This is a genomic window from Streptacidiphilus sp. EB129 (genome assembly GCF_041262645.1).
GTDB lineage: Bacteria > Actinomycetota > Actinomycetes > Streptomycetales > Streptomycetaceae > Streptacidiphilus.
The window spans coordinates 347,210-359,897 of the sequence record NZ_JBGCCS010000001.1; the positions used below are offsets into that span (position 1 = coordinate 347,210).

Here is a 12,688-nt window from a genome sequence, read left to right on the forward strand (position 1 = left end):
GCGCTCGGGACAGCCCGGCACCGACACTGGAGGACTCGCGTCGCGCGGGGGGCGTCGCGCGGATCGGACAGTGGACCGAAGACCCGGGAAGGCCGGCATGACCACAGCTGACGCGGGGCCCGCACGTGGGAGCGGTATGGCGTTCGCCTACGTCGCGTGCGGTCTCGCCCTGGTCGCCGGCGCGGTGTGGACGATGCTCGGCTTCACCGACCTGGGCGGCGCCCGGCTGGCGCGGCTGGACCTGGTGCCGTTCGGCGCACGGATGCTGTTCTCGCTGGTCTGCGTGCTGGCCGGGGCGTTCGTGCTGGCCCATCCCTCCGGCGGCGCGGTGGGTCGGCTGCTGCTCGTGGGCGCGGCCGAACTGGTGGGTCACGGCGCGTCGGCCGCCGTCGCGGCGCTGGGCACGGGCGGTCCGGCCCGGACCGTGGTGGTCCTGGTCGCCCTGCTGGGCGATGTGCTGTACACCTACCTGCTCTACGGGCTGCCCTTCTGGCTCCCCGACGGGCGACTCCCCGGCCGCTGGTGGGGCCGCGCGCTGGCGATGGTGATCGCCCTGTGGACGCTCGGCGAGGTGTGGATGGACGACGCCTCCCGCGATCACTGGTACGGGATGGACGACCCGCTCGCCGGCTCCCCGTGGGCGGCCTTCACCGAAAGGCTCGGGAGTGTGCTGAGCGTCCCGCTGGAACTGGTGCCGGTCGGCCTGACCCTGCTGGGCTGCGTGGTGATGACCGTGCGCTGGCGGCGCGGCCGCCGCCGCGCGGAGACCGGGCCGAGCCCTGCGGGGCTGCTCGGCCGCCCGCTGGTGCCGCTGTTCCTGCTGATGCCGTTCCTGCTGTGGATGGCCGCCGGGTACGCCGGATACTACCTGCCGCTCGGCGGCGACCTGTCGCTCGCGGTCTACTACGTGCCGGTGCTGCTGTGGCCGCTGGGCCTGGGGCTGGTCTTCGTCCGGGACCGCTCCGCGCACCTGGACCGGGCCACCCGGCGGGTGCTGGTGGTGCTGGTGTCCCTGGTCGTGCTGCTGCTGACGTTCGTCGGGCTGGCACTCGCGCTGTCCCGGGTCCTGCCCGGCTCGCGCACGCCCGGGGCGCTGGTGCTCGCGGCGGCCTCGCTGGTGCTCGGACTGCTGCTGCGGGCCGGGGCGGGGCGGGCCGTGCGCGTGGTCGACCAGTTCTACTACGGGGAGCGCGCCCAGCCGTACCAGGTCGTGCGGGACCTCGCCGGGCGGCTGAGCCGCACCGTGAACCCCGCCGACGCGCCGCGACTGCTCTGCACCAGCGTGGTGGACACGCTCCGCTTCCCGGCCGCGCGGGTCCTGGTCGAGACCAGCGAGGGCTCCCGTGAGGCGGCCGTTCTCGGCACGGCCTCCGGGCCGCTGTGGCACCGGTTCCCGCTGACCTACGAGGGGGCGCACATCGGCAGCCTGGAGGCCGCCGCGCGGGCGGGGGAGGCGGTGCTGGACCAGCAGGACGCCGAGGTGCTGTTCTTCCTCGCCGACCAGTCGGCCCCCGCGATCGCCGCGCTGCGCCTGTACGAGGAGCTCCAGGCGGGCCGCGAGCGGATCGTGCTGGCCCGCGAGGAGGCCCGCCGCCAGCTGCGGCGCGACCTGCACGACGGCATCGCGCCGTCGCTGTCGGGACTGCGGCTGCAGCTCGACGCCGCGCGGGCCGCACTGCCCGGCGACCACCCGTCGGACCGGCCGCTCAGTGGCGTCTCGCAGGGCATCGCGGACTCCATCGTCGAACTGCGGCGGATCACCGAGGGGCTCGCGCCCGCGGTGCTGGACCGGGAGAGCCTGAGCCGGGCCCTGGAGCAGCTGGCCGGGCAGTTGACCAGCCCCCGGCTGTGCGTCAGCGCCGATCTCGACCCCGATCCGCTGCCGGTGCTGCCGGTGGGCCTGGAGGTCGCGCTGTACCGGATCGCCGCCGAGGGCCTGCACAACGTGGTGCGTCACGCCGAGGCCCGGCACGCCTGGCTGCGGCTGTGTGTACGGGACGGTTCGGCCCGGGTGGAGATCAGCGACGACGGCGGGGGGTTCGGTCAGGGACCCGGCGGCCGCGGTACCGAGGGGCGGGCCACCGGCGGGGTCGGCCTGCGTTCGATGGCGGAGCGCGCCGAGGAGCTCGGCGGCACGCTGGTCGTCAGCGGCCGGGACGGGCCCCGGGGCACCGCGGGCGTGGTCGTCCGCGCCGTCATCCCGATCCCGGGGCACGGCTAGCGCGGGGTCGGGACGTGGTCGGGACCACGGTCCCATGTGCCCGGGCCGTGTGGGGGCGCACATTGTTCGAGGACGGAATCTTCCGGTCCGCCCCTGGAAACGGGGCTTCGAGAGTCAGGAGCACCAGATGCAGGAGAACACCAGCACGCAGGGCAGGGAAGGTGTCGGCGGTCCGGCCGAGCCGACGCCGGGCCCGGCCGAGTGCCACCACGACCCGTGCCCGCCGACGGACGAGACCCCGGGTCCGGCCGAGTGCCACCACTGGCCGTGCCCGCCCTCGCCGCCCGGCCCCGACCACAGGGGCTGACCACAACGGCTGACCGCAGTGGCTGACCGCAACGTCCGCCCAGGACGGGACGGCAACCGTCGACCACCATCACACGTCCGCCCCGGGACCTCGGTCCCGGGGCGGACGCACTGCGTAGGGATGCTGTGCCGGCCTGCGGTCGGGCCGGTCAGCCCATCCCCATGCCGCCCCCGCCCATCCCGGGGTCGAGGGCCAGCACCGGGCCGGGCATCACGCTGAACGGCCGCATCATGCCCGCGTCCTCGTGCTCCAGGATGTGGCAGTGGTACATGTACCGCCCGGCGGCGCCGCCGAAGCGCCCGGCGATCGAGACCATCGCGCCGGGCGGCACCCGCACCACGTCCTTCCAGCCCTGTTGGGTGGCGTCGATCGGGAGCGCGCCGAGGTAGCCGACGGGCGCTCCGGTGGCCGTCCCGCCGTGCGCGGGGTCGAAGGAGCCGGTGGCGTAGCCGTCGATCCCCAGCAGCTGGAAGCGGATCAGGTGGATGTGGATCGGGTGCAGGATGCCGCTCAGGTTGAGGATCCGCCACTGCTCCCAGCCGTCCATGCGGGCGCGCCAGTTGAGGGTGTCGTCGAAGTGCCGGGCGAGCCGCTGATAGGTCGTCACCGTGCCGTCGGCGGCCCGGACCTGGACGATGCCGTCGAGCACCTGGCCCGGAGCGGTGGGTCCCTGGGCGGGCGGGACCTCGGCGAGCTCCCAGAGGCCCAGCGTGCCGTCGGGGTCGGCGGCGAGCGCCAGCATCCGGTGCTCGTGGTCGGGCGGCAGCGCCTCGTGGGTGAGCCGGGTGAAGCCGGGGGAGAGGACCGCCGGCAGACGGAAACCGTCGTCGGCGGGCTCGGCGGCGACCCGGAACAGCATCACGTCCGGCTCGGGGAGCCTGGCGGCGGGCAGCGGATCGCCCGGGCGCACACCGGGCGGCAGCGGGTCGCCCCGGAACGGCGCCTGCGCCGAGTTGACCAGGCGCAGCTCCGTCCCGGGGAAGGCGCCGAAGTCGACGAGCAGGTCCGCGCGTTCGGCCGGGGCGAGCACCAGCCCTTCGGCGGCGAGCGGGATCGGGGCGCCGAGCAGTCCGCTGTCGGTGCCGATCTGCCAGGCCGCGCCGCTCACCCGGTCGCCGGCCGCATCGAGCAGGTGCAGCCGGTAGCTGCGCGAGTTGGACGCGTTGAGCAGCCGGAAGCGGTACCAGCCGGGCCGCACCTCCAGATGCGGCCAGATCCGCCCGTTGACCAGGGTGTACGGGCCGACGAACGGGAGCGTGCCGGTGGTCTTGTGCAGGAGCTGCCCGGTGGGGCGGCCCTCGGCGTCGGTGGCCAGGTTGCGGTCGCAGATGATCAGGGGGATCTCCCGGTCGCCGTGGGGCAGGTGCAGCCGGTCCTCCTCCTCGTCCCGCAGCAGGTACATGCCGACCAGCCCGGAGTAGACGTTCAGTCGGGTGATGTCCATCGCGTGGTCGTGGTACCAGAGGGTCATCGCCGGTTGCCGGTTCGGGTACTCCGACAGCTGCGCGTCGCCGTAGAGCAGGGCGTTCTCGGTCCACCCGTCGTTGCCGCCGCCGGTGACCGCGCCGTGCAGGTGGGTGACGAACCACGCGGGGATCGCGTCGGTGCCGGGAACCGGCGTCGCCGCGCCGATCCCCGGGTCGTTCATGGCCAGCGACGGGTTGCCGGGGGCGTCGGCCAGGTGGGCGACCAGGGCCGGGTAGGGGGTGGTGGTGTGGTTGCTCCAGGTGACCCGGATCCGCTGGTCGCGGCGGACGTCGAAGACCGGCCCGGGAAAGCAGCCCTGGTAGGTCCAGAGCGGCGTCGGCGGCAGTTCGGAGTGGAGCTGGATCTCAGCAGCTTCGGTGCGGATGGTGAGGTGCGGCAGCGGGTCGCCGGGGTCCGGGCGCAGCCGGGGCGGGATGGGCAGCGGATCGGCGAACTTGGTGAGGGCTCCGGCGGTGGGGGCGGCGCTGGTGCCGGCCGTGCTGGTGCTGGCGGTGCTGGTCGTGGTGGTGTTGGTGGTGGTCATCGGGACTCCTCGGCTGGTCGGGTGGCGGTGGGAGCGGGGGAGCGGGTGGGTCCGTCCGGCACCGCCCGGCGGCGCGTCGCGCGCGGGCGGGCGGCCCGGGGGAGCAGGGAGACGGTCAGCGGGAGCAGGGGTGCGGCGGCCAGCGCCGTGCCGAGCAGGCAGACGCCGGTCCAGCCGGCCCGGCTGTAGACGGCGGCGGACAGTGCCGAGCCGACCGCGCCGCCGAGGAAGTAGCAGGTCATGTAGGCGGTGGTGAGCCGGCTGTGCAGGGCGGCGGGGAGCTGGTAGATCCGGTGCTGGTTGGCGGTCTGGGCGCCACGCAGCCCGAGGTCCAGCAGCACGGCCCCGGTCGCCAGCGCCACCAGACTGCCCCGCCCGGCCGCGAGGAGGACGAACGACACGGCCATCAGCACGGTGAACCAGGCGCCCGCGGCGCGTGCGTGTCCGCCGTCGCACAACCGGCCCGCAGGCTGCGCGAAGAGCGCCCCCGCCACCCCGGCCAGCCCGAACAGACCGACTGCGGCCTCGCCGAACCGGTACGGCGGTGCGGCGAGGAGGTAGGCGCACGGCGTCCAGAACGCGGAGAAGGCGGCGAAGGAGGCGAACCCGTGCGCGCATCTGCCGCGCACCACCGGGTCGCGCGCCGCCAGCCGGACCGTCCCGGCCAGCAGTCGGAGGTACCCGGGCCGCCCGGGGTCCGCGCCGCGCGGTGCGCCGGCGGCGGGCAGGACGGTGTGCACCAGCAGGGCGGCGATCGCGAACAGCACGGCCGCCGCCGCGTACACGGCGCGCCAGGAGGACACCGTGGCCAGCGAGCCGGCGAGGACCCGGGCCAGCAGGATGCCCACGGTGAGTCCGGCCATCACCGTGCCCACCGCGCGCCCGCGCCGCGCGGCGGGAGCCCGTGCGGCGGTCAGCGCGACCAGCACCTGCGCGGCGCTGCCGGTCACCCCCAGCGCGACGGCGGCCGCGGCCAGCACCGGCAGGCTGGGCGCGGCGGCCGCCGGCACCGCGGCCCCGGCGGCGAGCAGGAGCAGCGTCCTGGCGAGTACCCGGTGGTCATGGCGGTCGCCGAGCGGGACGACCAGCAGCAGCCCCGCCGCGTAGCCGATCTGACCGGAGGTCACCACGGCCGCCGCCCCGGCCTGGCCCACGCCGAACGCGGCGGCGAGTGCGGGGAGCAGCGGCTGGGCGTAGTAGATCCCCGCCACGCCGACCCCGCAGGCCAGCGCCGTCGCCGCGAGGACGCCGCGCCCGGCGGTCACCGGGCGCTGCGCGCTCACCGGGCGCCCGGCGGTCACCGGGCGCCCCGCGGCACCGGCTCCCGGCCGTCCCGACCGTCGGCGACCGGGGCGCGCGCGTCCAGCCACTGCCCGTCGGGGCGGCCGAACCGGGCGGCTCCGTCCGGGCCCAGCTCGTACACGGTCTCGCCGCGGCGTACGGTCAGGCGCACCCGACCGGTCAGCGTCCAGCCCTCGTACGCCGACCAGCCGCACTTGGACTGGACGTCGCCGGGCCCCAGCATCCACCGCTCGTCCGCGTCGAAGAGGGTCAAGTCCGCGTCGAGCCCGGCGCGCAGACGTCCCTTGCGGCCGTCCAGGCCGAAGAGTTCGGCCGGCCCTGACGCCAGCAGCCGTGCGATGCACGACAGTTGCGCGTCCGCGGACTCCAGCGGCGTGTGTCGCCGCAGGCCGGTGAAGACGGCGGGCAGCATCTCCTGTACGCCCGGCAGCCCGGGCGGGGCGTCGGCCGGCGGGCGCAGCTTCTCCGCCAGGACGTGCGGGGCGTGGTCGCTGCCCAGGGTCGCGGCCTGGCCCTTCCGGACCGCCTCCCACAGGCGGTGCTGGTCCGGTACGTCGCGGATCGCGGGGCTGAGCCGCACCCGGGCTCCCATGCGGGCCGTGTCGGCCGCCGTGAAGGAGAGATGGTGCGGCGTCACCTCGAAGGTCACCGGCAGGCCGGCGTGGGCGGCGGCGGTGAGCAGGTCGGCCTCCTGCTCGGTGGACACATGCAGCACGTGCACGGCGGTGCCGTGGGTCGCGACCCGTTCCAGCACCCGCGCGACGGCCGCGATCGCCCCGGTACGCGGCCGGAAGCGCTCGTAGTCGCGGTAGGCGCGGGGCTCCCCGCGCCAGCGGTCGAGCAGCGCGAAGACGCCGTCGTCCTCGGCGTGCAGCAGCAGCCGAAGCCCCGCCTCCCGCGCGGTGCCGAAGATCCGGTCCAGGGCCACCGGGTCGCGCACCACGTTCGGGGCGGTGTGGTGCCCGGCCAGGAACACCTTCACGCTGGTCGCCTCACGCGCGGTGACCTCCAGCAGCGGTGACGGGTCGTCGCCCGCCACGCCCAGGTGGAAGCGGAAGTCCACCAGCGACCGGCCGGTGATCTGCTCCGCCCGGCGGTGGGCGTCGGCCGCGGTGAGCAGCGGCGGCACCGTGTTGGGCATGTCGATCACCGTGGTGACACCGCCCGCGACCGCCGCGCGGCTCGCGTGCGCCCAGTCCTCCTTGTGGGTCAGGCCGGGGGTGCGGAAGTGGACATGGGAGTCGATCAGCCCGGGCAGCAGGTGCCGACCGCCGCCGTCGACGGTACGGGCGGCGGGTGGCCGCTCGCCCGGACCGAGGACCCGGGCGATCACTCCGCCGGTCACGGCGATCCCGCCGGGGGCCACCCCTTCCGGGGTGACCAGGCGGACCCCGGTGACGACCAGGTCGTAGCGCGGCTCCGCTGCCGTGCGCGGGGCGGACACGGTCTCAGGCATGCGACAGCTCCTCGGCGTCCGAAGCGGCGGGTCCTGCAAGGTCGGGCAAGTTCGGCAGGTCGGGCGAGTCGGGCAGGTCGGGCAGGTCGACCGCGACCGGTCCGAGCAGGTGGACCTCCTTGCCGCCCACACTCACCCACAGCAGTTCGTCGTCCTGCCCGTCCCCGGTCGCGGCGTAGCGGGCCTCGACCGGTCCTGACGGGGTGTCGATCTGGATCCGCCCGGACGGCGGCGCCCCGAAGACGTGCGACAACCGGTGCGGGACGGTGCCGCGCAGCGCCGAGGCCGCGGCCAGGCAGACCGCGCCGGTCAGCGCGAGACCGGGATGCCAGCCGGGTACGGTGAGTGCCCGCACCGCCAGCCGTCCGGGTCCGGCCGCCACCACGGCGGCCACCTTGGGGAACGCGCCGTCCACGGGCCAGCCCAGGCGGGCCGCCTGCTGTTCGCGCAGCCGCGCCAGCGCCTGGCAGAGGCCGGGCGGCTCGCCGAACAACTGCTCGGGGCTGCGCACCCCGAGCCTGGCCGCGTCGACGAACAGGTAGGGGTTGCCCATGCTGACGACCCGTCCGCCGTCCCGCAGCAGCGAGCCGAGCCGGGTGTGCGGCGGCGTCAGGAAGTGCGCGGTGAACACGGCGCGCCCCCGGGCCGTCTCGTCGACCTCGCACACCACCTGGTCGCCGTTGTTGAGCACCCGGACCCGCACCCGGTCGCCGACGGCGAGCCGGTCGAGCCGGCCCCGGCCCGCCGTCGCGGTGATCGCGGCGAGGAGCGAGTGTCCGCAGTTGCCGTTCAGGTCGAACCGGTCGTGGCTGCCGGGCATGGCCTGCACAAAGCGGTAGTCCAGGTCGAACAGGGGGTGCGGGGAGGGGGCCAACAGCGCCCACTTCAGCACCTCGCCCTGCTCGCCGCTGCCGTCGCCGCCCTGCCCGCTGTCGGGTCCGTCGGCGCCCGGGGCGGGGTGCGCCGCCCGCAGCCCGAGCCGGACGGCGGCCAGGGACGCGAGCAGTTCCCCGTCACGGGACGGCAGGGTGTCGGCGTCCAGCACCAGGGTCGGGCCGGGCGCCCCCACCGCGCGCGCGAGCTGTGCGCGGCCGTCCCGGACCCGGGTGCGGCTGATCGTCGCGGTACTCATGAGGTCACCTCCAGCAGGGACGGCTCCGCTTCGGTACGGGCGCCCGCCGCCTGCTGCGGCACCCGCCCGGAGACGCCGAACTCCTCGCGCCACAGCTCGAACATCAGCAGTGACCAGATCGCCAGCGCCAGGCAGTCGGTCGGCCTGGCGCGTTGCGCGGCCAGCAGCCGGTCCACCGCCGTCGGGTCCAGCAGACCGGCGGCGCGCAGCCGCGACGGGCTGAGCACCTCGCGGGCGTAGGCCGCCAGCGGCGTCCCGGGCGCGAGCATCGCCGTGATCGGGAGGGTGAACGGCTGCTTCGGCCGGCTGAGGACCGACTGCGGCAGCAGTCCGGACGCGGCGGCGTACAGGGCGACCTTGCCGCGCCCCTCGCCCACCCGCTGTTCCGCGGGCAGGGCCAGGGCCAGGCCGCTCACCGAGCGCTGGCAGAACGGCAGCCGCACCTCGACCGCGTGCGCCATGCTCAGGTGGTCCACCCGGCGCAGGTGGTACGCGGGCAGGCGCACCCGCGTCTCGAAGTCGCTCAGCACGTCGAGACGGCTGCGGCGGACCGCGTCCTCGCGCAGCCGGTCCGCGATCGCCTCCGAGGCGCTGCCCCGGTCGCCGATGTAGGCGCGGTAGTCGGCGCTGTAGAGGCGGCTCCGGGCCTCCTGCGGGATCGCGGCCAGCGCGTCCACGTAGGCCGGGATCCAGGCCCCGCGCGCGGCGACGGCCGCGTGCACGCGTCCGTAGCCGGCGAAGATCTCGTCGGCGGCGTCGCCGGTCAGCGCCACCTTGAAACCGGCCTGGTGCACGGCCTGGAACAGTCCGAAGGTGCTGAGGGTGATCGGGTCCGCGTTGGGCTGCCCCAGATGCCAGGCGACCTCGGGGAGCAGCTCGGGGAAGTCGGCGATGTCGAGTTCGACCTGATGGTGCACCGTGCCGCAGCGCTCGGCCACGGCGCGCGCGAAGTGCCGTTCGTCGCCCGGCCATTCGCCCCGGTAGGCGATCGTGAACGAGTGCAGGCCGGCGGTGGAGTCCTGCGCGGCCAGCGCGGTGACCAGGCTGGAGTCCAGGCCGCCGCTGGTGATCGCGCACACCTCGGCGTCCGCGACGGCGAGCCGCCGCACCTCGCCGGTGAGCGCGCCGCGCACCAGCTCGCCCGGCTCACCGGGCGGGAGCGGCGTTTCGGCCGCCTGCCGCCGGTACAGCCGCAGGCCCTTGCTGCTGGAGCAGACGGCGGTCGTGCCCGGGGGCAGGACGCGGATCCCCTCGAACATGGTCTCCTCGCCGAACGGGGTCTTGGTGGCGAGGTAGCTGTCCAGCCCGGGCTCCCAGAGCGCGGGACGGATCCGGGCCAGCGCGAGCAGCGCGGGCAGCTCGGAGGCGAAGAAGAGCCGGCGGCGGGCCTCGTCCCAGTGGTAGTAGATCGGCTTCATGCCGGCGTCGTCGGTGGCCAGCAGCAGGGTCGGCTCGGCGCGCAGGTCCATCAGCGCGACGGCGTACATCCCGTCCAGTTGCTCGGTGAACTCCCGCCCGTACTCGGCATAGGCGGCCGGGAGGACCGAGCCGTCGCACCGGTCGGCGAAGGTGTGCCCGCGCGTCTCCAGGCGGGCCCGCAGCTCGGCGTGGTTGTAGATCTCCCCGTTGAAGACGACCTTGATCCGGCCCCCGGCGAGCTCGTACGGCTGGCGTCCGCCGGCGGGGTCGGTGAGTGCGAGCCGGCTGCTGCCGAGGCCCCAGCCCGGTCCGCAGGCCACCCGGCTGTCGTCGGGTCCGCCGTGCCGCTGCAGGGCGCCCGCGGCGCGGAGTTCGTGGGGTGAGCTGGTGGCGTCGAAATGACCGTGGATTCTGCACATGACCGTTCCGGCCTTTCAGGAGGTGGTCCGATGCCGACCACGCTCCCCGGCCCGCTGTCCCGACCGCCTGAGCGCCCGGTCCCGACCGGTGCCCGGGGGCCGGCCGGGACCTGCTCACGAAGGGCGCGCACAGGGCGGCCTGTGAACGGTGCAACGGGCGGCTGACGGACGGCTGCTCACGCGTGCCGGTGCAGGGCCTGCTCGGTCCAGATCGTCTTGCCGGTGGGGGAGTGGCGGGTGCCCCAGCGGGTGGTCAGCTGGGCGACCAGGAGCAGGCCGCGGCCGCCCTCGTCGAAGACCCGGGCGCGGCGCAGGTGCGGGGAGCTCGGGTTGCCGTCCGAGACCTCGCAGATCAGCGAGCGGTCGTGGATCAGGCGCAGCTGGATCGGCGGTGCGCCGTAGCGGATCGCGTTGGTGACCAGCTCGCTGACGACCAGTTCGGTGACGAACCCGGCCTCGGTCAGGCCCCAGGCGTCGAGCTGGGCGGCGGCGATCCTGCGGGCCTCGGCGACGCCGGCGAAGTCGGGGGCCAGGTCCCAGACCCGGACGTGGTCGGCACCCAGCGCCGTGGTGCGCGCCAGCACCAGGGCGACGTCGTCGGCGGGGTGCTCCGGAAGCAGCGCGGCGAGGACCCGGTCGCAGCAGGTCTCCAGGGAGGCGGTCGCACCGGTGAGCGCCCGGCGCAGCCGGGTGTACCCGAGGTCCGGGTCGTGGTCCACGGCCTCGACCAGGCCGTCCGAGAAGAGCGCGATCAGGCTGCCCTCGGGGAGCGTGAGCTCGGTGGACTCGAAGGGCAGCCCGCCCACACCCAGCACCGGCCCCGGAGTGACCTCGACGACGCTGGTGCTGCCGTCCGGCAGCACCAGGACGGGCGGCGGATGCCCGGCGCTGGCGACGGTCAGCGTCCGCGACACCGGGTCGTAGACGGCGTACAGGCAGCTCGCGCTGGTCTCGCCGCCGACCCCCTGTCCATCGCCGTCCGGGTCGCCGCCGAGCCGCAGCACCAGGTCGTCCAGGTGCGCCAGCAGCTCGTCCGGCGGCAGGTCGACGTCGGCGAGGGTCTGTACGGCGGTGCGGAGCCGGCCCATGTTCGCGGAGGCGTGCAGGCCGTGGCCGACCACGTCGCCCACCACCAGGGCGACCCGGGCGCCGGAGAGCGGGATGATGTCGAACCAGTCCCCGCCGATACCGGCCAGAGAGTCGGTCGGCAGGTAGCGGCAGGCGGTCTCCACCGCCGAGTGCCGGGAGGGGCCGCGCGGCAGCAGGCTCTCCTGCAGGGTGATCGCGGTGATGCGCTCGCGGGTGTAGCGGCGGGCGTTGTCGACGCAGACGGCGGCGCGGCTGGTCAGTTCCCTGGCCAGGGTGAAGTCGTCCTTGGTGAAGGCGTCCGGCCGGGTACGGAGCAGCACCGCGACGCCGAGCGTGGTGCCGCGGGCGATCAGCGGCACCGCCATCAGGGAGGTGACGGTGAAGCCGCGGATCTTCTCCGCCCGGGCGGGCGTGCTCTCCATCCAGTGGTCGAAGTCCGGGTCCCCGTTGCCGCTGAGCACCGCCAGTCCGGAGTGCAGGGCCCGGGCGGGCGGCGAGTAGGACGGGTAGGTGTCGCTGGCACCGAGGCCGATGACGGCCTCCGGGGTCCCCGGGACGGTGGACAGGTGCGCGACCCTGCGCAGTACGACCGTGGCGTCCGGGGGACCGGTGGCGGGCTCCTCGCCGCGCAGGACCGCCTCCAGCAGGTCCACGCTGGCGAAGTCGGCGAAGCGGGGGACGACCAGCTCGGCGAGCTCCCGCGCGGTACGGCCCAGGTCCAGGGTCGTGCCGATCGACACCGCGGCCTCGTCCAGCACGGCCAGCCGCTGCCGCGCCCAGTGCTGCTCGCTGCTGTCGAACGCGGCCATCCCGACCGCGCAGACCGCTCCGGACGCGTCCCGGATCGGCCACATCTCCAGGTTCCAGGCGTGCTCGCGGATCCCGGAGGGCGCCCGGGTGTAGCTCTCGTAGTGCACCGGCTCGCCGGCAGCCGCGACGTCACGCAGTGCCTGCAGCGTGCCCAGCTGGTCGACGTCCTGCGGGACGCCGGCCGGGAAGGCCCGACCGCGCAGGGCCCCCTCGGCGACCCCCATGGCCTCGCAGGCGGTGTCGTTGAGCCGCAGGTACCGCTGCTGGGCGTCGAAGACGGACATCGACACGGAGGCCTGGCGGAACGCCCACTCCACCAGCGCGTGATCCAGCGCGTGATCGCCGTCGCCTCCGCTGACCGGCTCCATGGATTCAGCATGACGCCGCCCCTGCCGGCCAACAACTCGGCCTGCCGGAGCGCCCGAACTTGTCCGCGTACAGATGATCGGGCGGCCGATGGGGGCCCGTGACCCCGAACCGGAGTACACCGGGGCTCGTCGGGGCACAGTTGCGGCGAGGCAT

The 12,688-nt window shown here is 75.1% G+C and carries 7 protein-coding genes; 1 reads left to right on the forward strand and 6 read right to left on the reverse strand.

The window, feature by feature from the left end:
- The first annotated feature begins 97 nt into the window (after positions 1-97).
- Complete coding sequence (locus ABH925_RS01615; RefSeq protein ID WP_370144783.1) at positions 98-2,221, forward strand: histidine kinase; 2,124 nt, start codon at positions 98-100, stop codon at positions 2,219-2,221.
- A 455-nt stretch (positions 2,222-2,676) separates the two neighbouring features.
- On the opposite strand, the gene ABH925_RS01620 is transcribed toward ABH925_RS01615, so the two are convergent.
- The 6 genes from ABH925_RS01620 to ABH925_RS01645 all read right to left on the reverse strand — a co-directional run bounded on the left by ABH925_RS01620 (position 2,677) and on the right by ABH925_RS01645 (position 12,534).
- Positions 2,677-4,539 carry a multicopper oxidase family protein gene (locus ABH925_RS01620; RefSeq protein WP_370144784.1) on the reverse strand — a complete coding sequence of 621 codons (1,863 nt, stop codon included), beginning with the start codon at positions 4,537-4,539 and terminating at the stop codon, positions 2,677-2,679.
- The gene (locus ABH925_RS01625; RefSeq protein WP_370144785.1) at positions 4,536-5,840 is read right to left on the reverse strand and encodes an MFS transporter; all 1,305 of its coding nucleotides are present in this window, start codon (positions 5,838-5,840) and stop codon (positions 4,536-4,538) included. Before ABH925_RS01625 ends, ABH925_RS01620 begins: the two co-directional genes overlap by 4 nt.
- A complete protein-coding gene (locus tag ABH925_RS01630) occupies positions 5,837-7,297 on the reverse strand; it encodes a dihydroorotase family protein (protein ID WP_370144787.1) in 1,461 nt (486 codons plus the stop codon). Before ABH925_RS01630 ends, ABH925_RS01625 begins: the two co-directional genes overlap by 4 nt.
- Positions 7,290-8,429, reverse strand: coding sequence for a PrpF domain-containing protein (locus tag ABH925_RS01635; protein ID WP_370144788.1), 1,140 nt, complete (start codon positions 8,427-8,429; stop codon positions 7,290-7,292). Before ABH925_RS01635 ends, ABH925_RS01630 begins: the two co-directional genes overlap by 8 nt.
- Complete coding sequence (gene asnB / locus ABH925_RS01640; protein ID WP_370144789.1) at positions 8,426-10,267, reverse strand: asparagine synthase (glutamine-hydrolyzing); 1,842 nt, start codon at positions 10,265-10,267, stop codon at positions 8,426-8,428. The genes ABH925_RS01635 and asnB overlap by 4 nt, the downstream gene beginning before the upstream one ends.
- Before the next feature lie 176 nt (positions 10,268-10,443).
- Entirely contained in the window at positions 10,444-12,534 is a 2,091-nt protein-coding gene (locus ABH925_RS01645) for a SpoIIE family protein phosphatase (RefSeq protein ID WP_370144790.1), read from the reverse strand.
- Between the last annotated feature and the right edge of the window lie 154 nt (positions 12,535-12,688).